Source organism: Anaerocolumna cellulosilytica, from assembly GCF_014218335.1.
Classification (GTDB): domain Bacteria; phylum Bacillota; class Clostridia; order Lachnospirales; family Lachnospiraceae; genus Anaerocolumna; species Anaerocolumna cellulosilytica.
The window spans coordinates 4,229,757-4,252,395 of sequence record NZ_AP023367.1 but is presented as its reverse complement, the minus strand read 5'-3'; the positions used below and the strand labels follow the sequence as shown (position 1 = coordinate 4,252,395).

General features: G+C 37.4%; 20 protein-coding genes and 1 pseudogene. 17 read left to right on the top strand and 4 right to left on the bottom strand.

Translation table 11 applies throughout. The annotated features are described in order from the left end of the window. Nucleotides 1–28: 28 nt before the first annotated feature. From acsn021_RS17615 to acsn021_RS17605, 3 genes are read right to left on the bottom strand one after another with little or no spacing between them, the layout of a single operon-like run. Entirely contained in the window at nucleotides 29–1,363 is a 1,335-nt protein-coding gene (locus acsn021_RS17615) for an MATE family efflux transporter (RefSeq protein ID WP_184092341.1), read from the bottom strand. Next, a complete protein-coding gene (locus tag acsn021_RS17610; RefSeq protein ID WP_184092340.1) occupies nucleotides 1,363–1,521 on the bottom strand; it encodes a hypothetical protein in 159 nt (52 codons plus the stop codon). The genes acsn021_RS17615 and acsn021_RS17610 overlap by 1 nt, the downstream gene beginning before the upstream one ends. A gap of 11 nt (nucleotides 1,522–1,532) precedes the next feature. Further along, the gene (locus acsn021_RS17605; RefSeq protein ID WP_184092339.1) at nucleotides 1,533–1,970 is read right to left on the bottom strand and encodes a MarR family winged helix-turn-helix transcriptional regulator; all 438 of its coding nucleotides are present in this window, start codon (nucleotides 1,968–1,970) and stop codon (nucleotides 1,533–1,535) included. 639 nt (nucleotides 1,971–2,609) lie between these two features. On the opposite strand from acsn021_RS17605, the gene acsn021_RS17600 reads away from it, so the two are divergent. The 6 genes and pseudogenes from acsn021_RS17600 to acsn021_RS17580 all read left to right on the top strand — a co-directional run bounded on the left by acsn021_RS17600 (nucleotide 2,610) and on the right by acsn021_RS17580 (nucleotide 8,281). Continuing rightward, a complete protein-coding gene (locus acsn021_RS17600; RefSeq protein WP_184092338.1) occupies nucleotides 2,610–3,143 on the top strand; it encodes a rubrerythrin family protein in 534 nt (177 codons plus the stop codon). A gap of 109 nt (nucleotides 3,144–3,252) precedes the next feature. Next, nucleotides 3,253–3,459 (top strand): annotated as a pseudogene (locus acsn021_RS22930) (hypothetical protein); the annotation flags it as partial. Nucleotides 3,460–3,549: 90 nt separating this feature from the next. Continuing rightward, nucleotides 3,550–3,690: a hypothetical protein gene (locus tag acsn021_RS17595; RefSeq protein WP_184092337.1), complete on the top strand. Its 141-nt coding sequence runs from the start codon at nucleotides 3,550–3,552 to the stop codon at nucleotides 3,688–3,690. A gap of 94 nt (nucleotides 3,691–3,784) precedes the next feature. Beyond that, complete coding sequence (locus tag acsn021_RS17590) at nucleotides 3,785–4,978, top strand: hypothetical protein (RefSeq protein ID WP_184092336.1); 1,194 nt, start codon at nucleotides 3,785–3,787, stop codon at nucleotides 4,976–4,978. 39 nt (nucleotides 4,979–5,017) lie between these two features. Continuing rightward, nucleotides 5,018–5,920 (top strand): ETX/MTX2 family pore-forming toxin, encoded by a 903-nt coding sequence (locus tag acsn021_RS17585; RefSeq protein ID WP_184092335.1) that lies wholly within the window; start codon nucleotides 5,018–5,020, stop codon nucleotides 5,918–5,920. A gap of 765 nt (nucleotides 5,921–6,685) precedes the next feature. After that, nucleotides 6,686–8,281 carry a recombinase family protein gene (locus acsn021_RS17580; protein WP_184092334.1) on the top strand — a complete coding sequence of 532 codons (1,596 nt, stop codon included), beginning with the start codon at nucleotides 6,686–6,688 and terminating at the stop codon, nucleotides 8,279–8,281. Here acsn021_RS17580 and acsn021_RS17575 read toward each other — a convergent pair. Beyond that, a complete protein-coding gene (locus acsn021_RS17575) occupies nucleotides 8,266–8,907 on the bottom strand; it encodes a S8 family serine peptidase (RefSeq protein WP_184092333.1) in 642 nt (213 codons plus the stop codon). The two genes, acsn021_RS17580 and acsn021_RS17575, sit on opposite strands and share 16 nt — an antisense overlap. 237 nt (nucleotides 8,908–9,144) lie before the next feature. Between acsn021_RS17575 and acsn021_RS17570 the strand changes: the two genes are divergently transcribed. From acsn021_RS17570 to acsn021_RS17520, 11 genes are all read left to right on the top strand, one after another. After that, on the top strand, nucleotides 9,145–10,095 hold the full coding sequence (locus acsn021_RS17570; protein WP_184092332.1) for a glycoside hydrolase family protein: 951 nt from the start codon (nucleotides 9,145–9,147) through the stop codon (nucleotides 10,093–10,095). Between the two features lie 424 nt (nucleotides 10,096–10,519). Then, complete coding sequence (locus acsn021_RS17565) at nucleotides 10,520–11,485, top strand: LacI family DNA-binding transcriptional regulator (RefSeq protein ID WP_184092331.1); 966 nt, start codon at nucleotides 10,520–10,522, stop codon at nucleotides 11,483–11,485. An 86-nt stretch (nucleotides 11,486–11,571) separates the two neighbouring features. Then, nucleotides 11,572–12,441, top strand: coding sequence for a ribokinase (locus acsn021_RS17560; protein ID WP_184092330.1), 870 nt, complete (start codon nucleotides 11,572–11,574; stop codon nucleotides 12,439–12,441). Nucleotides 12,442–12,450: 9 nt separating this feature from the next. Beyond that, a complete protein-coding gene (locus acsn021_RS17555; protein ID WP_184092329.1) occupies nucleotides 12,451–13,533 on the top strand; it encodes a BMP family ABC transporter substrate-binding protein in 1,083 nt (360 codons plus the stop codon). 139 nt (nucleotides 13,534–13,672) lie between these two features. Then, the gene (locus tag acsn021_RS17550; protein ID WP_184092328.1) at nucleotides 13,673–15,241 is read left to right on the top strand and encodes an ABC transporter ATP-binding protein; all 1,569 of its coding nucleotides are present in this window, start codon (nucleotides 13,673–13,675) and stop codon (nucleotides 15,239–15,241) included. After that, entirely contained in the window at nucleotides 15,228–16,286 is a 1,059-nt protein-coding gene (locus tag acsn021_RS17545) for an ABC transporter permease (RefSeq protein WP_184092327.1), read from the top strand. Before acsn021_RS17550 ends, acsn021_RS17545 begins: the two co-directional genes overlap by 14 nt. Further along, entirely contained in the window at nucleotides 16,279–17,193 is a 915-nt protein-coding gene (locus tag acsn021_RS17540) for an ABC transporter permease (RefSeq protein ID WP_184092326.1), read from the top strand. The genes acsn021_RS17545 and acsn021_RS17540 overlap by 8 nt, the downstream gene beginning before the upstream one ends. Continuing rightward, on the top strand, nucleotides 17,193–18,134 hold the full coding sequence (locus acsn021_RS17535; protein ID WP_184092325.1) for a nucleoside hydrolase: 942 nt from the start codon (nucleotides 17,193–17,195) through the stop codon (nucleotides 18,132–18,134). The genes acsn021_RS17540 and acsn021_RS17535 overlap by 1 nt, the downstream gene beginning before the upstream one ends. A 125-nt stretch (nucleotides 18,135–18,259) precedes the next feature. Then, complete coding sequence (locus tag acsn021_RS17530; protein WP_184092324.1) at nucleotides 18,260–19,567, top strand: amidohydrolase; 1,308 nt, start codon at nucleotides 18,260–18,262, stop codon at nucleotides 19,565–19,567. Then, nucleotides 19,554–21,737 (top strand): ADP-ribosylglycohydrolase family protein, encoded by a 2,184-nt coding sequence (locus tag acsn021_RS17525; RefSeq protein WP_184092323.1) that lies wholly within the window; start codon nucleotides 19,554–19,556, stop codon nucleotides 21,735–21,737. The genes acsn021_RS17530 and acsn021_RS17525 overlap by 14 nt, the downstream gene beginning before the upstream one ends. 58 nt (nucleotides 21,738–21,795) lie before the next feature. Continuing rightward, the gene (locus acsn021_RS17520) at nucleotides 21,796–22,611 is read left to right on the top strand and encodes an MBL fold metallo-hydrolase (protein WP_184092322.1); all 816 of its coding nucleotides are present in this window, start codon (nucleotides 21,796–21,798) and stop codon (nucleotides 22,609–22,611) included. Nucleotides 22,612–22,639 lie beyond the last annotated feature (28 nt).

Here is a 22,639-nt window from a genome sequence, read left to right as displayed (position 1 = left end):
GATGTTCATTTTTCCCTCTCATTAAATCTCAATAGTTATACTTCTTCCGTTTAACAATCAGGAATATCGTACCAAGAACAACTGCCATAAACTCTGCAACGACCACAGAGATCCAAATGCCATCAATTCCCCAAATCATAGGAAGCAACATAATGGATCCACTTTGGATAACCAATGTACGCAGGAAGGAAATGAGGGCTGAGGTAAGACCGTCGTTCAGTGCGGTGAAGAAACCGGAAGCAAAAATACCGAATCCCATAAAACCAAAAGACAGTGAAAAGATTCGGAAACCGGAAACTGTCAGGTCAAATAACTCAGCATTGTAACCCACAAAAATCTTCGAGAGCGGAGCAGCAAGAAGTTCTGCGGAAATAACCATACAAACACCAAATGTGCCGATTAGAATTAGACTCTTTCGGAGCAGACCCTTGAGTTCAGCATAGTTTTTTGCCCCGTCGTGATAACTAATTACGGGTGCGGCACCGATAGAAAAACCTACAAATGCCGCCGAGAATATCATACTGACATACATCATCACTCCGTAGGCTGCGATACCATTTTCACCGACATATTTGATTAACTGTAGGTTATACAGAATGCCTATTATACTCATGGAAATGTTGCTCATAAACTCAGAAGACCCATTGGTGCAGGCTTGTAAAATTGCTTTACCATCATAGGAGGTCTTACCAAGGCGCAGGATACTGCCGTTTTTCCGAAAGAAATAAAACAACGGAATCACACCGCCGACAATCTGTGCCATAGTGGTAGCAATGGCAGCACCGGAGAGTTTGAGTTCCTGCGGGAGAAGAAGTACTAGAACGGCATCCAGTATTATGTTCGTCACACCGGATGAAATGCTCATAACAAGACCAAGCTGTGGCTTTTCTGCTGCTACAAAGAAACTTTGGAACATAACCTGCAGCACAAAAAACGGCAGAGCAACAAGAATGATTCGTGCGTATATGACGCAGTTATCCAGTAAATCGCCCTCCGCACCAAGAACAGAAGCTATCGGGCGAATAAAAATGAAACCAAGTATTGCTAATACCAAACCAATGGCAAAAGCAACGTACACGAACAAAGAAAAATAACGGTTTGCCTTTTCTTTCTCGCCTTCGCCGTAGGTCTTTGCTACCAAAGCTGTGCCGCCCGTACCAAACATGAAGCCCACTGTACCCAAAATCATCAGTACCGGCATAATTAAGTTAATTGCGGCAAAAGGAGTTTTACCAGCAAAGTTTGAAACAAAGAAGCCATCCACCACGCTGTAAATAGATGTAAAAATCATCATAGCAATGGATGGCAAAGTGAATTTAATAAGTTTTCCATAAGTAAAATGATCTGAAAGCTGAATGTGCATTATGTCCTCCCAAACCAGCGGTTTGCAAACTCCTCAACTGCTGGTGCTAATTCTTTGATATTCCAATCAGTAGTGCTTACAGTCAGATGATACGTGTCCCGCTGTCCCCATTCCGAGCCGGATATAATAGCCCTTGGGCTAATCGTAATAATTCTCATAGATTCCACCTTTACAGTTTCTCAATCTGCTGACGGAAGCAGTCTGCGTATTTTTCCATCAATCGAATATAGGTACTGATTTCATCCTCTGTCCAAGTGTCAAAGGCATCCATTTCTGCCTGATAGAGCCGTGCAGCCGTTTTTTGCACATACTCTTTGCCTTTATCGGTCAGAATAACTTTTTTCGCTCTGCCATTATACTGCTCCAGAAAGAGAATACCGTCTGCTTCAAGGCCACGGATAGCAGAACTGATTGTCTGCTTGCTGATGCCGGAGTTATTATAAATATCACTTAGCAGACATTCGCTGCCAGCATCATAAATCGAATACAGCACAATGGAAACGCTGTCTGTAATCCCCAGCTTTAAGGATGATTGATGATACAGAGATTCAAGTTCTGTAGTGAGATAGTTGATTCGATGAATTTCGTTAATGTGATTACCTTTCATTTTTCACCTCCATGTACGAAATCGTACAGTTTGCAGTATAGTATGAAATCATACGATTGTCAATATATATTTGACCACATATTAAAATTTCATTTCTTTATCAAAAGGAGAGAAATAAAATACTACCTTTAATATATCCTAAAAATATTACTGATGAAGTTAAAAAGGAAGGTTAATATCTCATGGCCATAATCATATAAAATAATTAAAGACCAAGAATCACTCCAGGTCTTAGAATTTGTTGCTTCATTGATTTATGGTAGCTTTCAAATCATAAAAGTCTGTTCGTGGACCTCTCCGCTATGTTCGTATTGAAGAATATATCTGACACTTGGATTCTACGTCATTAGTATCAGTATTTATTTCAACATCTTGCGTTTTTAGGAGTACATTTTTTTATAGTATAAAGCAGATGAGCCATGACATTATCATCAATATCTATGATACTTTTTATGATGGCTGACTTAATATTCTGAATAAAAATGTCTCCTTTTTGATCATAATATTTAAGATACATCCCATTATATTAACTGTATTGGCAGGAATCGTTGGTGTTTTTTGGGCTAGGATAAATCACATAAACCAAACACAATACATACTATATATCAAAATAATCTGAAAGTATTGTAAGGTGAGAAGTTGGAATTTCAAAATAGTAAGACGTATCTTAACTTACAAACGGCGTTAGAAAATGAGTTACAAACAAATGCGTTATATGGTTTATATAAAAAACGGTCGGATCAAGAAGTGTATTTGGAAATCAGTGGTCTTTTTGATGAAATCTCCAGAAATGCTCAATTTATAGGTGAAAGATTGCGTCGAATACTTAATGAAGGTGATACAAATACTTCTCAAAATTTAATAGATGCAGCTAATAGGGAAGGGTTTTTAGCAAATACTTTATATACGGATTTTTCTCGTATTGCAACGGAAGAAGGTTATGCTGACTTGGCTTCTTTATTTAATGGAATTGCAAATATTAAATTAAATCACTATAGTATTCTACAGACTTTTGTGGATAATATGGAAAGTAATCAACTATTTTGTAAAAATAGAGAAAATTTATGGATTTGTATAGGCTGCGGCAATATAATTAGTGGAATATGCGCCCCGGAGATATGCCCGATATGCGGATATCCTCAAGGTTTCTATAAAGTATATGGATGCAATTAATAACAGAATAGGATTTTTCTTACTAAATATTTTGATATGTATCAAAATCTATGTACAACTCCTCTGTTATAATAAGTGTGGGTCTCAAACCGCACCAAAATAACAAAAATTTTGGTGTAGTGGGTATTTTGTAGATACCGTAGATAAAAATGCAAAGAAAATAGAGGCATATATCCGAAATCAGCTCATGGACGATCAAGCAGAAGAGCAACTAGCACTAGAAGAGTATATCGTCATGCAAAATTGTGTGTATTCTTTTATGGACTGTGTTTCAATCTCTATTATATCCTATGATTTGTCAAATCATAGGATATAATAATAAAAAATGTTAAATATTGACAAATGGTATTATTTGGGTTAAGCTAATATTAGAAACTTATATAAAATACGTATATGGGAGTGTTCTGTGCAATACATACCCATTGATGAGCAGAATCATTTTCAGCACAGTGTTACCACACCAGAGGTAGTAAAAGAGGTTTTTGTAACTTATGATAAGTTACAAAAAGTTCAAGAAAAGGAGGTGCTAAGAATTAATAGCATATAAGGGTATTTATTGGATTTAAACATAAACGTGAAATTCTGAATCTAAAATATGTTTCAGTTATGAAGATTATAAATAAAGTTAGGAGGAGATTTAAATGAATGAGAACAACGATTCTACAATAGATTCTAGGGCTTCGGTAGAAAGAAAACATGCAGTTGCTAAAATTCATGCTAGGAATCACGCTACTGAATTTACAAAAGATATGATGGTTAAATTAAATCAAGAAAAGCTAGGATATTTAAAAGGTAGTAAAGTAGAAGTTGAAATGAAAGCAAATAAGTACATAGATGAAATCACATCAGGAGACTCAGACATAAGGCTTAGAGGTAATTCTTATGTAAACATGGTTAAATTCCTTTCTAATCAAGATCCTAGCTTAAAAATATCGTGTAATTATCATCCTGATGACAAAAAAAATGAATATACAATTACAATAACTTTAGAAAAAGCAGAAAATATACATACAAAAGGAAATATGCCATTAAAAATAAATATAAATTATGCATACGCCACTTGGTCAAAATATGGCGCTTGGTATCGAGAAAATGATATATTTGGTGATACTTCTGTAGAAACATTGGGACAACTAACTAATTTTGAAAAGGCACCAGTATTAGAAATAGACTCCGTAAAGGAATATACAACAAATCTTGACCTAATTGTTAAACCTGACCAGTTATATAATGTAAAAAGTCATGCAGGCAATGTAAATAGTAAATACTTAAATAATCCAGATTTTTCTCTTCTTGGTGAGCAAAAAGCTACAATCCATGTTTGGGATGAATATGGAGAAAAAACTCCAAGTGATATTGAACATTATAAAACATTTGATGTGAGATTAAAACTTATTGACATTACAACCTTTAAAAGTAATAGTTTAAATAAATGGGAATATTTCGAAAATCCATCTATTGAAATCAAATTTATACAAGGTTCAAATAATAGCTTAACAGATAATATATCTTTGTTTTCTCCAAGTTTAATTTCTTTGATAAAATTTTATAAATTTATAAAAGGAGCAAAGTACAAATTTACAGTATTTATAAAACCAGAAAATGAAAACGAAGTAGGTATAATTAGGATTAACTTGGATTCCAAATTCAATCAAAGGGTTTTATTGGAAGAGTCAACAAATCATTTGCCTCCAGTACAAAATCAGTATAAGGGATTTAAAGAAGTAAGTACCGTGTTTACTGTGATGGATAATGAAGTGAATTCAGAATTAATTTTCTCATACATATCACATACAGGGATATATATCGACTCATTGAGAATAGAACAAGTATAATAAGTTATACTTTTACTACTAATACAAGGGGGAGTATAGATGGCAAAAACACGAACAATATTACCAAAAGACAAAGATTATAATGAGGTTCTCAAAGAGATAGTTGATCTCCTTACTTACAGGAATCCCGAAACTGGTAAGGACACATACACTAAAACAATAGATAAGTTTACAAACAATGACTATGATAATGACTACAATCCAGGAATTATTGTAGCTGCAGATAAAATCATATTATCAATTAAAGAACGCAAAGAACCAATTGTCGCAGATGAGTATTTATATATGGGAACAAATGAATTAGCTAATAACAGCGGAAAACCACAAAATTTGACTTCATCAACTTTCTCTAAATCGGTTGCAGAGACTACTACAAATGAAACTACACATTCTATCGATGTAGGTGTGGAGACTAAACTTGAATATGAAATACCTCTTACTTTCACATTAGGTGTACAAGTAAGTATGGAGTATGGTTACTCAAAAACTGAAATTAAAACAAGAACTGAAACTGTGACTTATAGTATTTCTCCTCAGACGGTATTAGTTGGAGATGGAGAAACTGCATATGTCACCGCGAAATTATTAGCAATGACGAATACAGATGGAGAGGTGGATCTTCTTGCAACGTATTCAGGAACAATAATATTAGATTATAGAAGTATTTCTACGAAAAAACTTATGCAAAAGACAATTCCATTGGGAGATTGGGTAAAAGATGTATTAAGTTACGACGATAATAGATGGTTAAAAGAAAAATTGGAATATGTATCTTCAGATACTGCATATGTCTATGGTAAAGGAAATTATACTGCGAACTATGGAACAAAAACAATTATAGATGTACAAATTCGTAAAAATGATACAACAAAACCAGTAGAGCAGCCACTTTCCAATACAAGTTACTCATATGAAGTGATTCCGGACATAGTGAGAGAGTAATAATGAATTAATGCATTAGCAATAAAGCAAACAAATTTACTGCTGAATTTAAAATAATTAAAGAAATAGGAAATGCTACTTTAATGCCAAGAAAGTAAGTTCTTAGAACAAGATTAATTATTGATTAAAGTCGTAAGAATGATATATATAGTAATGTATCAAAAGTTTTTAATGTTATGTTATAATTATTACACAAGGGCAAGAATCGCTAGTCGTAACGGATTCTTGCCCTATGTATTTATACGAGGCGGCAGGTATCAATTTTGCTTTATATTAATTTGTCACAATTATAACCTGACTTACCGCAACACATTATAATGTTGTATTTCATAAATATAATAAGAGTGGTTTTATTGAACAACCTCTCTGCTATCAATTTTCAATAGAGCATACAGTCATACAGTTTCAAAAATAAAATTACACTCCCCTTTAATTATATTTTGTATACTCTATTGAAAGTTGATACAACTACTATCTAGAAGCTGTTACGTAATTCGGTTAACAGCTTCTTTTTATGTGATAGGACAAGAAATCAATCGAATATATTCTAGAAAGGAATTGTGTCGCTAAGGAGGTGTGAGTATGTTAATTGTAAAGGAAGTATTTAAGGATCAGCCACAAGAGGAGAGGAAAAAAGCACTTTCTAAAATCATCGTAAGAATTATTAAAAATAAACAGCGTGCCATTTGATTCATGCTAGGTGTTATGATATGCTATTTATAGTATTTCAACTTACACACCATTTTGTAAATATTTATATAAGGGGTGGTAAGTATCGAAAAAGCAGCTATTTATTGCAGGCTATCAAAGGAAGATAAGGATAAGCTTAACCAAGGAGATGAAAGTGCCAGTATACAAAATCAGAAGATGCTTTTAGTAGACTATGCCATAGAACATCAATTTGCCATTCATGAAGTATACGTAGACGATGATTATACCGGACTTGACAGTGATAGACCGGCTTTTAACCGTTTACTTAAGGATGCTAAAAACGGGTTGTTTCATACCATTATCTGTAAGACACAATCAAGATTCACCAGAGATATGGAATTGGTGGAGAAGTATCTTCATGGACTATTTCCAGTACTTGGGATACGGTTTATAGGTGTAGCTGATTATGCGGATACTAATGTGAAAGGCAATAAAAAGGCGAGACAAATTAACGGACTGATTAATGAATGGTACTGTGAGGATTTATCAGAAAATATCCGATGTGTCTTTAAAACGAAGATGGAAAAAGGTCAGTTCCTTGGTTCCTATGCGCCTTATGGATACAGCAAAGACCCAGCGGATTATCACAGACTGGTTATTGATGAAGAAGCGGCAGGGGTTGTACGTAAAATATTCTCCTATGCGGTACAGGGGCTGGGAAACCGGCAGATTTGTGATAGGCTGTATGAAGAAAAAATTATAACTCCAACGGAATACAAAAAAAAGCAGGGGTTTCATTATGAAAATCCTGCAAGTGACATTGGGTATGGTAAATCCGGAATTTGGGGAACATCCACCATTCGGAAAATACTATCCAATCGTGTTTACATCGGAGATATGGTTCAGGGCAGAGAAAAGAAAGTCAGCTATAAGAGTAAAAAGGTGGTTCATTTACCGGAATCAGAATGGGTAATTGTTACAGGTTGCCACGAACCGATTGTTGATAAAGAAACCTATACGTTAGTACAAGAGTTAAGGAAAAGCAGAAGATATGCCCGTACTGTAGAGGAAGACGGCATAAAGCATGCTTCTTTACTAGCGGGGAAAGTAAGATGTAAGGACTGTGGCAGCACTTTAACCCGGTGTAATGGTGACACAAAGTATGTTCGTTTATACTGCCAGCTTTATAAAAGAACCAAAAAGGAGCAATGCTCCCCACATGCTATCGGATACGTTAGTATTATTAAAATATTGGATGAAAAGATAAGGTACATGATAAAGGAGCATTTACAATTTAACAAAGTAGAAGAATATCTTACATTTGAACAGGATAATAACAGACTTTATCAAAATAAAAGACAGGAATTATCTAAGTTAGATGAAAATCTGCGAAGAACGAAACATGCATTGGCATCTCTGTATGTAGATAAGACAAATCAGATAATTTCCCAAGAAGAATATCTGCTATTAAAAGAAAACTTGAATCAACAACTTTTAGAGTTTACTCAAAATATGGATAAGACAGAGAAGGAACTTAAGGATTTGCTTCTTGTACATGAAAGTAAGGAGAAGAAAAAGGATTTGATTCGCAAATATGCAGATTTTGAATCATTAAATAGTGAGATAGTCAATGAGTTCGTAGACTTCATTGAAATCGGAGATAAAGATGACGAGAAGAATCAGGAAATCATTATTCACTGGAGGTTCTGATTTTTCGTATTCGGGCACGGTACATGTGTCCCGTGCCCGGATAAATCTGTACTAGGTATTAGAGTCTGCCGCTCCATAGAATTGGGTAGTGCCAACGCTTCATTAATCTGTTCTCTGGTGTACAAAGTGCCGATAGCATACCCTGGAGGCGGATTTCCGGGAATGGTCTGATCCCACAGGTCTAAAATTCTGGTGGTACCGTCTTCGTTCCGAAAATCAGGATGAGAATAATCAATACCGGAATCAATCACCCCTACAATAACACCTCTGCCAAAGAGATTAAATTGTGAAGTCTGGAGTGGATTAATGCAAGAAGCAGTTCTTCCTTGGTTCACTTCATAAAACATACGCTTTGGCTTTTCAATAAATTCTACCTCTTGATAGTCAGAAAGGCGGTCTATTAAATCTTCTCTTATTGTAATAATTGCATACTCATTTTGCAGCGGAACAACAATTAAGTCCAGTTCTTCTGCAATTCTGGCAATATTTCCGCTATATTTAACAATCAATTCCCATGTTCTTGTAACAGGTTGATAACCTACATTTAAGTCAAGTGTCTTTTCTCTAGTCTGTTCAGATACATCTAAAGCTAAGTTTAACTGATTATCTATTTTTCCATCCGGCATGTCTAAAAACCTTCTAATAGGGTTACTTCAATATATGCGGCAGTGTTCATGAAATTCCTAACAAATACGTGCTCTAGTGTTTATGAATTATATTGCAAAGAATTTGACTGATATCAAGTAGTTTTTTCAGCTGCTTTCGGATAACCTATAGTATAGGAGATTCTAACCAGAGAGTGGCTGGCAAAATCATTTAACACTCTAGTCTGCGTTATGAAAATAATAAAAGGTGGTACTGCTATGCATGATAAGAAAATAATTCCATCCCCCTTGTATCGTGATCCTGTATACGATGGGGCTACTGACCCGGTGGTAATATATAACAGAGAGGAAAAAACCTTTTGGATGTTATATACCCAGAGGAGAGCCTCTAGTATCAGTATAGGTGTTTCAAACATTCATGGGACAAAAATCGGAGTAGCCTCTTCTACAGACGGTTATAACTGGCTCTACCGGGGAACTTTGTCCGGTCTAGAATTTGAGCCGGGAGAAAATACATTTTGGGCACCGGAAGTAATCTATGCTCAGGGAAAATATCATATGTATGTTTCATATGTAAAAGGAATACCTACCAACTGGAACTGGGAACGGCACATTGTGCATTATACCGCGGATAGTATGTGGGACTGGAACTTTGAATCCGTACTGCCGTTATCTTCAAACCGTGTCATAGACGCATGTGTTTATGAGACGGAACCGGGTCTGTATAAGATGTGGTATAAGGACGAATGCCACGACAGCCATACCTACAGTGCAGTCAGCAGAGATTTGTATCAATGGGAAGTCTTAGGGGCAGAAATTACAGATGTGCCTCATGAAGGAGCCAATGTATTTGAACTACAAGGTAAGAAATGGATGATAACAGATTTCTGGAAGGGACTGGCAGTTTATGAATCCGAAGATTATACCAACTGGCAACGCAATCATGTAATTCTAAATGAGGCGGGAACCCGTACAGATGACAATGACCTTGGACATCATGCAGACATTGTAGTGTGTGATGATAATGCATATATATTCTATTTTGTTCATCCGGGGCTAAAGGCAGCTGAGCGTATTAAGGATGAATTAAGTGCAAATTATCAAAGATCTCGAGCCAGTGTATTCGTTGCCCGCTTATATGTTAAGGATAATCTATTATGCTGTGACAGAGATGAGGAATTCGAATTAAAGTTAAATAGAGAAGTGTAAAAAAGCTGCTGTACAGTTTAGAAATGGATTTTTCTAATAAGTACAGCAGTTTTTTTCTATTAATAATTTGTCCTCGGTACATTTTAATTATTCCTGCTTAAGCTAATGCAATGGTTCTCCTTTTGACAGCGACAATTATTAATGAAGACAAAAGAAGTAATAAATATACATTTTAATGTCCGGATGAAGGTACTTATATAATTTGGTGATTCAGAAAAAAATATCCAGAAAGCGTGAGAAATAAATGTTAAATAATTGGCAAAGTATCCTGTTATGAAGCATTTATTATATTTCTTTATAAGTCCTATTAACCTTAGTAATAAATACACATATTTTTTCAATAATATACAAAATCAATATTGACAAACAATTTGCCGTAGACTATGATAATTGTATGGTAACGATACCACATTGGGAGGAGAGTATGGCAACCATAAAGGAAGTAGCAAAACTGGCCGGGGTAGGGACTTCAACCGTATCCAGGTATTTTCAAAAGGGAAGTTATATTAGTGAAGATGCAGCAAAACGTATCGAAAAGGCATGTCAGGAATTAAATTATTACCCCAATGCCATTGCAAGGGCTATGAAATACAACCGGAGCAATACCATTGGGCTTATGATACCAACTATCAGCAATCCGTTCTTTACTCAGTTAGTTGAGACCATAGAGCAGACTTTTATGAAGTATGGCTATAAGACGGTTTTGTGTAATACCAACGGCAGTATTGCGTTAGAACAAAATTATCTAAATATGGCAATTTGCAATTGCTTTGATGGGATTATATTTATAACCGGGTCCATAGAATTTGAAGAACTCGAATACAATATCCCAACGTTAATTCTGGATAGAAAAAGTGAAAAGCAGGGTGAAAAGATAACGGTAATCAGTAATCATAGACAGGGGGCTATTCTTGGAAGTGAACATTTAATAGCTTGTGGCTGCAAGAAGATACTGTATTTAACCAGTGCTGACTATAATCGTCCGGCAGAAGAACGTCAGGCAGCTTTTGAAGAGGTTATGAAAAAGAGAGGAATTACCTATAGTATTAAAGCCTTTGAGTCTATAATAAAAACAGACCGGGAGAAAATACTTACTGCATATGATGGTATTTTTGCCTGGAATGATGTGACAGCCATTGAATGTATGAACTATCTGCATAGTAAGAACATTAAAATACCGGAAGAAATCCAGATAATTGGATATGATAATATAAAAATGTCGGAATGGGTGTATCCAAGGCTTACGACCGTCAGTCAGCCTATAAACCAATTGGGAGAAACTGCTTCCAGATATATGCTTGAATTAATTGAAAAAAAGGTATCGGCACCCCTTGAAATTGTCTTGGAGAACAGCCTTGTCATTAGAGAATCCACACTAGTTCCCATCTGATTTCAGATGTTTTACGCTATGAATTAGGATGTGAGTATGCTTTACTTTACACAAAGTCATAGAGGAAATTAAAGAGAGGTATTTCATTGAAGAAAATAACAGTAATTGGAAGTATGAATATAGATATGCTTGTACAAGTGGACAAGCTTCCTGTTCCCGGGGAGACAATGCAGTGCCATAATTATGAAATTCTACCCGGCGGAAAAGGGATGAATCAGGCTGTCTGTGCGGCAAAGCTTGGTGCACAAGTAACCATGGCAGGTTGTCTGGGAGAAGATATGTATCGTACCTTTTTACTAGAAACCTTAAAGCAGAATAAGATTGAAACCAAACACATTAAAGCCGTGAAAGAAACCAGTACCGGTATGGCAATCGTTACAACCAGCAATACGGATAACACGATTGTAGTAGTTCCAGGAGCAAATGCATATGTAGATAAAAGCTATGCAGCATCACTTAAAAAATTGATTTTAGCCTCTGACCTAGTGATGCTCCAGCTTGAGATACCTTTAGATACGGTTTATGAAATTATAGATTTTTGTTATGAAAATGCTATAAAAGTTATTTTAAACCCTGCACCTGGGAAGCCGCTTTTGCTTAAGTATATAGATAAAGTCACCTATTGCATTCCGAATGAAACAGAATTACAGCTTATATTTCATAAGCCATATCAGGAAGTACTTAAGGAATATCCAGGGAAGATAATTATGAGCGCCGGGAAAGATGGTGCATATTTTCATGATGGGGAAAAGCTTGTGCATTGTAAAGCAGTACCTGCTAAGGTGGTGGATACCACCGGAGCCGGAGATGCTTTTAATGGGGCAATGGCAGTTGCCACGCTGGCAGGAAAAACTTTGGAGGAGGCAGTGAATTTTGCCAATCAGATTGCTGCTTTTACCATATCCTACAAAGGAGCCCAAGGGGCTATGCCAGACATAGATAAACTTATATTATAGGAGGACAACATGAAAAAAACACTAATCGTATTATTGGCTATGGTTTTATGTATCGCCGGAATCACAGGATGTTCCAAGAAAGAGGAGGAAAAAAAGTATACAGCAGCACTGTTAATACCTTATCAAGGAGATCAATCCTTTTATGATCTTGCAGTAGAAGGTATGAAGCTGGTAGATACAAACCTGTCTGATGTTAGCACTAAAATTATTGAAATCGGTACAGATGACTCCAAATGGAAATCTTATTTTATTGATGCAGCAGAAGAGGGTTACGATGTAATCTTAAGCTGTAATTGGCAGATTGCTCCTTATATGAATGAAGTAGCAGCTGAATATCCTGATCAGAAATTTATTAACTTTGATATAGAAGATGCCGCAGGATTGGATAATGTGTACTCCATGTTCTATTCTACCAACGAAATCGGATATTTATGCGGTGTGGTTGCAGCTGCAACTACCACCTCTGATATGGAATTAGCAGATGAGAATGCAACTATCGGTTTTATCGGCGGTATGGACATTCCCGGAATCAATGATTTTATGGTTGGTTATGTAGAAGGTGCAAAGTCTGTGAATCCAGATATTAAGGTAGCGGTTTCTTATGTAGGTGGTTTCCAGGACGTAGCTACTGCTAAGGAAATAGCATTAAATCAGTATAAAACTGGTGTGGATGTAATTTTTGCCTGCGCTGGTAATGCAGGTAACGGTGTTATTGATGCTGCGAATGAATTAAATAAATATGTAATCGGTGTAGATAGTGACCAGGCTCTTCTTTATGCAGAGACAGATGAAGCAAAAGCGCAGAAAATCATTACTTCCGGTTACAAAACCATTGATAAAACAATCTTAACTTCTGTAACTGCTGCAAAAGAAGGTACACTTTCCTGGGGTACTCATGTTCAGTTTGGTTTTAAAGAAGATGGTATCGGTATTGCTAAAAATAAATTTTATGAAGCAGCGGCTACTGACAATGTAAAAGCAGCCGTAGATTCCGCAGAAAAAGCATTAAAAGACGGTGCTTTAACCATATCCTCAGCCTTTGATATGGATGATACTGCAATCAGCAAATTCAGAGAAACAGTTCAGCCATAATGCATGGATACTCACAAGTTTTCTTTTAAGATATAAAGCTTTATAAATAAGTACAAAGGGGTTGTAAGCAAAATCATTCATCCAATTATTCTATTTTGCAGCAGCCCCTTTTAAACAAATATGCCCGGAGGTTAAGGGAATGGGTCAGGATTATATTTTAGAATTAAAAAATGTCGATAAAGTGTATGATAACGGTGTAGCTGCTAATAGAGGAATATCTGTCGGCTTTAAAGAAGGAGAAATTCATGCCATTGTAGGAGAGAACGGTGCCGGAAAATCTACTCTTATGAAAATGATATTTGGACTGGAAAAGCCAACAGGAGGCGCTATCTATTTTAAAGGAAAAGAAATGAATTTTTCCTCCCCTTTAGATTCAATTGCTGTAGGTATCGGTATGGTACACCAGCATTTCATGTTAATACCTTCTTTTACGGTATTGCAAAATATCGTTTTAGGTGATGAACCCACCAAATTTAATTTTATACAGGCAAAGGAAAGTAAAAAGAAAGCCATGGCATTGGCAAAACAATATAATTTTCAGCTTACCATGGATGAAAAAATCGAGAAATTAAGTGTAGGAATGAAGCAGAAAGTGGAAATTCTTAAGCTTCTTTATAAAGGTGCAAAAATACTAATTTTGGATGAGCCTACAGCAGTATTGACACCGCAGGAAACAGAACAGCTCTTTGTGGAATTGAAGAAATTCAAAGAGAATGGACACACTATATTATTTATTTCCCATAAACTAAATGAAGTGAAGCAAATTAGTGACCGTATTTCGGTTATTCGGAAAGGTCAGTTAATTTCTACCCATAATACCGAGGAGGTAAGTCTTGAGAAGATATCTGAACTTATGATTGGACGACGGGTAGAATACCAATATGACGATATTAAAGATGAAGTAAAGGGCAGGAAGACTGCGTTAAATATAGAAGGTTTAAATTTAAAGCAAAACAATATTTCCATACTAAAAGACATAAATCTACAGGCTAAAACCGGAGAGATTCTGGGGGTAGTAGGTGTAGAAGGAAACGGGCAGGCTGAGCTTGTGGAAGTTTTATTCGGGTATAAAAAGCCTCAGGAAGGCCGTATTACTATTAATACAGTTCCGATTGAGGGACTAAAAATCAAGGAAATCAGGAAGAATGCCAAGGCAGCATATATTCCGGAGGACCGTATGAGACAAGGTATTGCGTCTACTGGGACTATAAAAGAGAATTTAATCTCTAGTTTTTATGATGATAAACAATTCAATCATCGATTTTGTATGAACCAAAAAGCCATTGATAAAGTAAGCTCTCAGTTGATACAGGATTTTAATGTTGTATGTCAGTCAAAGGAAACAGAAATTGGTTCTCTTTCCGGCGGTAACATTCAAAAAGTAGTAGTAGCTAGAGAATATTACGCAGACCCAGACTTTTTAATAGCAGAACAACCCACCAGAGGAGTTGATATTGGTTCTGCCAGGTTTATCCACGAAAAATTAATAAAACTGCGCAATGATAATAAAGCAATCCTTCTAATCAGTGCGGATTTGAGTGAGGCACTGGCTGTTAGCGACAAAATTATAGTGATGTATTCCGGTGAAATCGTAGGCTTTTTTGAGGATGTTAAAAATCTGACAGAAACTGAATTGGGATTTTATATGCTGGGTGTTAAGAAACAAGACAAAGGGGATATCCGGAGGTTAATGTATGAAGAAGCTTAATTTGAAAGCAAAAAATGAAATAATTCAGATACTTACAGCCATAGGGATTGCTTTGGTCATCACCCTTCTTGTTTTATTAGGTACAAGTGAAGAACCCTTTTATGCTTTTTCAAAGCTTTTAACAGCACCTCTGACCCGTATGAGGTATTTTGGTAACGTAATTGAATTAATGATTCCCTTGGCCTTTGCAGGCTTATCTGCTTCTTTATTATTTCGAAGCGGTTTGTTTAATATGGGTGGAGAAGGTATCTTTTATATCTCCGGTATTATAACCACTATTTTAGCAACACGGTCACTAGGAAATGGATTTTTTCATTCCTTTTTAGTGATACTGGCAGCTTCGCTTTTCGGCGGACTGATTGCTTGTATATCTGGTTTTTTCAAAGCGAAATATGATGCCAATGAATTAGTAACCTCTCTTATGTTAAATACGATCTTGTTCGGCATTGGATTTTATATTTTAAAAACCCGTTTAAAGGACATGTCCGTTACGGGAGTAGCAAGTGCCCCTTTCTTAGATACGGCTAAGCTTACGGTAATCATACCAAAAACTAATATTACAACTGGTTTTATACTGTTATTACTACTTACTGGGACTATATGGTTTATCTATAAAAAGACAAAACTAGGGTATATGATAAAAATGACCGGAATCAATAAAGATTTTGCAAAATATTCCGGAATGAGCTTTTTTGCCCTTACCATGATAGTACATTTTATGTCTGGTTTTATTGCCGGAATGGGTTCTTCTGTACATCTGCTTAGTATGTATGACCGTTTTACATGGTCAGCTTTGCCAGGCTACGGTTTTGACGGCTGTCTGGTAGCCATGCTAGGTAAAAATCATCCAATCGGTGCTTTTGTGGCAGCTTTTGGTCTGAGCTATCTGCGGACCGGTTCTGATATTATGGCAAGAAGCACGGACGTGCCGGTTGAAATGGTAGCCATTGTAGAGATGGTACTGGTACTGCTAATTACAGCAGATTTTATTGTAAAATACTTGAAACGTAAAAAAGCCCTGGCAGGAGGTACTGTAAATGAATGATATATTAGCCCTTTTAGTAACGCCCGCCTTTTTCTATGCTATCCTTAGAGTAACGACTCCCATTTTATTTGCAGCCCTTGGCAATGTTATATCTAGTAAAGCAGGAGTAAGTAATATAGCCATGGAAGGAACTATGTTAACGGCTTCCCTAGCGGGAGTGCTAGCTTCTGCCTATTCAAAAAGTGCCCTGATTGGTCTTATTGCCGCGTTATTAGTAGGCGTTTTGTTCAGTGCCTTTATGGCATATTTAAGCCTTTATCTGGGCACAAAGGTGATTATGGCAGGGATTGCCCTGAATTTGTTCGCCAGTAGTTTTACGGTTTATATTCTGTACATGTTTACCGGACAAAAGGGAAATTCAGCCTCTCTTGCCAGTAAGCAGATACCCTCTGTAAAACTTCCGCTTATTGATAAAATACCGGTTATCGGAGAGATTTTTTCCGGGCATAATATTCTTGTGTACGTTGCTCTGTTATCCGTTGCGGCAATCTATATTATGCTGAATAAAACAAAGCTTGGAACCCACATAAAAGCAGTGGGAGAGAATCCGGCAGCGGCAGCTTCTGTAGGAATTAAGGTACGGCGGGTACAATTTACGGCTCTTTGCCTTAGTGGACTGTTGGCCGGTTTTGGCGGTGCTTACATGTCCATGGGATACCTGTCTATGTTCACCAGAGATATGATAGCCGGAAGAGGCTGGATTGCCATTGCGGCCAGCGCCATGGGACGTTCCATGGTAATCCCTACTACCATAACCTCCTTTTTGTTCGGGATATTCAGTGCTATTGGTAATGTTTTGCAATTACAGAATATTCCTTCCGAATTAATTACCACTCTGCCTTATGTGGCGGTATTTATCGGAATTGTTGTGTATTCAGTTCGTAAATCCAGAGGAGGACGAAGCTAATGAGAAATGTACTAATTGATTGTGACCCCGGCCATGATGATGCTCTTGCCATATTACTGACTCTGGCAAATCCAGAAAACTTTCGCCTGCTTGGTATCACCACAGTGGGAGGAAATCAAACCTTAGAAAAGGTAAGTGAGAATGCTTTAAAGGTACTTATGGCAGCGGATAAAAGGATACCGGTTGCAAAAGGAGCTGACAGTCCGTTGATAAGTCCTCTTAAAGTAGCACCAGAAGCTCATGGAGACAGTGGGATGGATGGTCCGGTCTTTGATAAGATTACGTTAGAATACGACAACAGACATGGCGTGGAATTTTTAAAGGACAAAATTCTTGAGGCAGAAGGTAAGGTTACTATCATTGCATTAGGACCTTTAACCAACATTGCCTTGCTGCTAAAAACTTTTCCAAAGGTAAAGGATAGAATAGAAACGATTGCTTTAATGGGAGGAAGCTATAGCTCCGGTAACGCTACGGCTGCGGCTGAATTTAATTTTTATATTGACCCACATGCGGCTTACATGGTATTTCACTCGGGAATTCCGATTATACAGGCAGGTACGGAGGTAAGCCAGGCTGCCAGTATTCTACACAGTGAAATCGACGAGTTTAAAGACGGGGGCAGGGTTTCAAGGTTTGTTTATGAACTATTAGAGTTTTATGCGAAATTCTCTAAAGGCTTAAATATCGATAGAAGCCCCATATTTGATGCCTGCCCGGTAATGTATATATTGCATCCTGAAATATTTACCCATGGGGATTATCATGTGGATATTGAATTACAGGGAAATCTGACAGCAGGCATGAGTGTTACCGACAAAAGGGTGTGGTATAATATGCCGAAACCGAATACAAAAGTATTGTTATCTGTTGACCGTGAGAAATTTGTAGCGTATCTTAAAAAGGCAATCTACCGGCTGGATACAGAAGCACAAGCATAGATATTATCAAAGGGAGGGGAAGATATTCTCCCTCCCTTGTCAGTTTTTGTTAGATTTTATTAGATATTGTATAATTAACGAAAAAAGGATAAAATAGGAAGTAGAAATATAGAAAGGAAAAACAGATGTCAGATGTCAATAACAAAAAACAAATTGTAAACAATTATCTGGAAGAAAACCGCCAGGCAATCTTTGCATTGGGGGAGGAGCTGTTTCAGACCCCTGAATTAGGTTTTTTGGAAGAAAAAACGGAACGCATTATTTGCAGACACTTGGATGAGTTGGGGATTCCCTATAAAGCGAACGTTTCACTACATGGAGTAATTGTCACTCTAGGTCTGGGAGAAGACTTTCATATTGGTGTTGCAGCGGATATGGACGCACTGTTAACTAGTATGGATGGGAACATGGTACCTTTTCATTCCTGTGGACATAGTATACAAGTTGCCATTCTTTTAAATCTTATAACTGCTTTTCATCACAGCAACGTACTGAAAGAGATGGATGGCAAAGTCAGCTTTTTCTTTACTCCGGCGGAAGAATTTATAGATATGGAGACCAGAAAGAAGCTTAAGGATGAAGGTAAGATTCGGTTCTTCTCTGGAAAGCAAAATATGATTTATGAGGGTGTTTTTGATGAAGTAGATATGCTTTTATCCTGTCATGTTATGGGCGTAGATGAAAAACATCCCGATGCAAAATTCGATTTAAATTCAACTTTGTCGGGTTTTATATTAAAGGAAGCGGTATTTAAAGGGCAGGCAGCTCATGCAGGTGTTGTTCCCCACATGGGCAGAAATGCCCTTCAGGCGGCAACCCTTTCTCTCACGGCCATACAGATGCTTAAGGATACCTTCTCACCGGAAGCCGGTGCCAGAGTGTATCCTATTTTAAGAGAAGGCGGTAAAACCGCTAATATCATTTGTGATTATGCAGTCGTAGAAACCTATATCCGAACGACGACAACAAAGGATTTGTTTCAAATCAACGAACAGATAACGAATGCTTTTGTACACTGTGGGGAAGCACTGGGAGTTGCCTGCGAGGTTTTAGATACCAATGGTTACCTGCCCTTAAAGCAAAGCAGGGAGATTAATCAGGTGATTCATCAAAATATGCTCACACTTTGTAACGAAGAAGAGATTATTCACGAATTAGTTTCGGGAGCATCTGGTGATATTGGTGATATCAGCCTCTTGCTTCCTGTTGTACAGTTTGGATTTTCCGGTATATCAGGTATTGTCCACAGCAACCAATTTAAGATAATTGATAAAGAACATGTATATATGGATACAGCCAAGGTTTTGGCAGGAACCATACTGGATATTTTGTCTGATAAAAGTTTACAGAAAAAGAAAGAAGGCTATCAGGAGAAGAAGGAATATTATTTAAATAACTGGCTGAAAGTTGAGGATTGTAATGATACCAGATAATTATGTAGAAAAAACCTATGCAGGATGGCTTGGTAAAGTCATAGGGATACGAATGGGTGCACCTATTGAAAATTGGAGCAGAGAAAAAATTCAAACAATGATAGGGGACAGAATACAAGATTACCTGGTGGATTATCATGATTTTGCTGCTGATGATGACAGCAATGGTCCGATTTATTTTATACGTGCATTAAAGAACTATAAGGAAGCTGCGTCCAGAGAATTCGGATACACGTTTTTAAATTATGTTCCTAGGGAGCATGGCTTTTTCTGGTGGGGAGAAGAATTGTCCACAGAGCATACAGCATACAAAAATTTATTAGCCGGCATAGAAGCACCGGAATCCGGGAGTGCTGAAAGGAACGGAAAAGAACTAGCAGAGCAGATAGGCGGCCAGATATTCATAGATGGTTTTGGATTTGCGGCACCCGGTAATCCTATACTAGCAGCATCTCTGGCAGAAAGCTGTGCAAGAGTAACCCATGACCTAAATGGCATTGCAGGTGCCCGTTATGTGGCTGCTTGTATCTCTTTGGCCTATATAAGGACTTCGATTCGAGACGTTATGAAGGAAGCGCTTGAGCTTATTGATGAATGTGACTATACAAGGGTAGTTCTCAGTATGCTTAAGTGTTATGATGAGGGCTTAACCTGGGAGGAAGCTTTTAGCCTGTTAAGAAAAGAATACTGGTCGGATAAATATCCGGGAGTGTGTCACATTATACCCAATGCAGGTATCATGGCACTTTCCATGGTTTATGGGGAAGGGGATTATGTAAGAACCCAGGAACTTGTTAATCTGTGCGGCTTTGATACAGATTGCAATGCAGGTAATGTAGGAGCAATTCTTGGTGTATTAAGCGGAATTGCTTTAGAGAATGGGATTAAGGGGGCTTCAAAGGAAATCCCCTCGGGTATTCCCTCAAGGCTGATTAAGCCAATAAAAGATGTAATGCTTGCCTCCGGGATTACAGGAAGCTTAAACATAGCTACTATCTCTGAGCAGGCGCTGCTGTTCTCGGGTATTGGCTATGAACTGGCAGGCGAAGAAATGCCGGAGCCTTATCGTGGATATATCGAGGAGTTGGAAAAATATGGAACAAGGCATGCTCACTTTACATTTCCTCATGCACTTCATGGTTTCCGTGTAAGGGGTGGATATAAAAATGCAGAGGTGGCGATTACTAATGTAGAAGAAGCAGCTTATAGAGGAATGGGTGGACTTAAAGTAACCATTAATAATCTGCATTCCGGTAATGGTGTATTTGTATACCAAAAGACCTATTATACACCTGAGGATTTACACGATGCCAGATATCAGCCCTCCTTTTCACCGATAGCATATCCGGGGGATGAGGTCAGCTGTTATCTGAGAAATGTAACCGGGCAGAAGATTAAGGCGTATCTTTACTATTATAATCTGTACAGTAAGGAAAAGGTACGTTTTGCACAGAGCAATCTATATGGGGACTATCATGGAGAATGGCTTTTTATACAAGGTAAAATTCCGTACCAGAGCAATGGATTAGTAAAAGAACTGGGTATTGAATTGGTTTCTGATGAGACAGAACACAGCTATTTTGGTGAACAAGTATGTGTTTTTATGGATGAATTTATGGTAAAAGCAGTTCCACATTATAGAATGGATTTTTCGCAAATACCGTTAGAAGATTATTCCCTGCATCTGACAGAGCAGGTTGAACTTAGTGGATTCACTCATTACAATGGAAATTTTCATGGATTATATCATACAAAAGATGGAATAATTTTGTCAGAGGGTGAAAAAATATTCACCGGCGATTATTATTGGAAGAACTATCGTTATCAAGTTAAATTTGTATTCTTAAACGGTGGACAGGCTGATATTATATTTAGAAGCCAGGGTAGTATTAGAAGTTACTATCTGAGGATAACGAGAGATAGGCTGGCGGTAATTTGCCAGTTGGAAACGAAAGAGTATCCTCTTGCGGAAACAGAGCATTCTCTGGAATATGGTAAAGAATATACGGCTGTCATAGAAGTCGAGAATAACAACTTTTCTGTTGCTGTAGGAGAGTTGCAGCTACAGGCTGCCGACATGGATAATCTGTATCCCTATGGCAGTATAGGTATACAAGTTGATAGCGAAAGTACGATTTTGTTAATCCATTATGACTTAAAAGCCCTTTAAAATCAATATATTACATGGACACTTAAGCCAATATATTTAAACCGGAGGTGAGAAACATATGCGTATAACAGTTCTGACTGACAACCATACCTATATTGATAAGTACTATCTTGGAGAACCTGCGGTTTCTTACTATATAGAAATCGATGGCATAAAAATATTGTTTGACACAGGTTATTCGGATGTATTCTTAAGAAACGGAAGGGACATGGGGATTGATTTTACCGCACTGGATTATGTAGTCATATCTCATGGACACAATGACCATACCGGTGGAATTCCCTTGCTGTTACAGGAACTTGACAGAAATTCCGCAAAAAGAGCCTTGATTGCCCATCCTGATATATTTGCAGAAAGATATGCAGAAGGGATTAATATATCTCCGAAGGTTGCAGTAGAAGAGGTGCAACAATATTTTACTCTAAAGCTTACCCAAGAACCGATTCAACTCACCCCGCATTTGTACTTTCTTGGAGCGGTTCCAAGAAGGAATGATTTTGAAGCGAAAGATGCAGTTGGAATCAGGCGTACTCAGGTGGGGGATGTAGAGGATTTTGTGGTGGATGATTCAGCCCTTGTATACAAGGGGGAAAAGGGAATTTATATAATCACCGGCTGTTCTCATGCAGGAATTTGTAATATCACCGAGTATGCAAAGGAAGTAACAGAGGAGGAACAGGTACTTGGCATTCTTGGCGGTTTTCACCTTTTTGAGATGAATCAGCAGGCAGAAAAAACCATAGAATATTTAAAACAACTAAAGATACCTTCTCTATATCCTTGCCACTGTACTTCTCTTCGGTTAAAGGCAGAAATGATGAAAAATATGCAGGTAGAGGAAGCGGGAGTAGGTTTAGTTTTAGAATGGGTGTAACCTGAGTTTTTACATCATTTTTCGAATT

What these genes read in the sequence shown, in the direction of transcription:
- acsn021_RS17610 (WP_184092340.1), bottom strand. Translation starts at nt 1,521, where the DNA reads ATGAGAATTATTACGATTAGCCCAAGGGCTATTATATCCGGCTCGGAA.
- acsn021_RS17535 (WP_184092325.1), top strand. Translation starts at nt 17,193, where the DNA reads ATGAGAAATGTACTAATTGATTGTGACCCCGGCCATGATGATGCTCTT.
- acsn021_RS17540 (WP_184092326.1), top strand. Translation starts at nt 16,279, where the DNA reads ATGAATGATATATTAGCCCTTTTAGTAACGCCCGCCTTTTTCTATGCT.
- acsn021_RS17520 (WP_184092322.1), top strand. Translation starts at nt 21,796, where the DNA reads ATGCGTATAACAGTTCTGACTGACAACCATACCTATATTGATAAGTAC.
- acsn021_RS17545 (WP_184092327.1), top strand. Translation starts at nt 15,228, where the DNA reads ATGAAGAAGCTTAATTTGAAAGCAAAAAATGAAATAATTCAGATACTT.
- acsn021_RS17575 (WP_184092333.1), bottom strand. Translation starts at nt 8,907, where the DNA reads ATGCCGGATGGAAAAATAGATAATCAGTTAAACTTAGCTTTAGATGTA.
- acsn021_RS17590 (WP_184092336.1), top strand. Translation starts at nt 3,785, where the DNA reads ATGAATGAGAACAACGATTCTACAATAGATTCTAGGGCTTCGGTAGAA.
- acsn021_RS17585 (WP_184092335.1), top strand. Translation starts at nt 5,018, where the DNA reads ATGGCAAAAACACGAACAATATTACCAAAAGACAAAGATTATAATGAG.
- acsn021_RS17550 (WP_184092328.1), top strand. Translation starts at nt 13,673, where the DNA reads ATGGGTCAGGATTATATTTTAGAATTAAAAAATGTCGATAAAGTGTAT.
- acsn021_RS17605 (WP_184092339.1), bottom strand. Translation starts at nt 1,970, where the DNA reads ATGAAAGGTAATCACATTAACGAAATTCATCGAATCAACTATCTCACT.
- acsn021_RS17570 (WP_184092332.1), top strand. Translation starts at nt 9,145, where the DNA reads ATGCATGATAAGAAAATAATTCCATCCCCCTTGTATCGTGATCCTGTA.
- acsn021_RS17615 (WP_184092341.1), bottom strand. Translation starts at nt 1,363, where the DNA reads ATGCACATTCAGCTTTCAGATCATTTTACTTATGGAAAACTTATTAAA.
- acsn021_RS17565 (WP_184092331.1), top strand. Translation starts at nt 10,520, where the DNA reads ATGGCAACCATAAAGGAAGTAGCAAAACTGGCCGGGGTAGGGACTTCA.
- acsn021_RS17555 (WP_184092329.1), top strand. Translation starts at nt 12,451, where the DNA reads ATGAAAAAAACACTAATCGTATTATTGGCTATGGTTTTATGTATCGCC.
- acsn021_RS17525 (WP_184092323.1), top strand. Translation starts at nt 19,554, where the DNA reads ATGATACCAGATAATTATGTAGAAAAAACCTATGCAGGATGGCTTGGT.
- acsn021_RS17530 (WP_184092324.1), top strand. Translation starts at nt 18,260, where the DNA reads ATGTCAGATGTCAATAACAAAAAACAAATTGTAAACAATTATCTGGAA.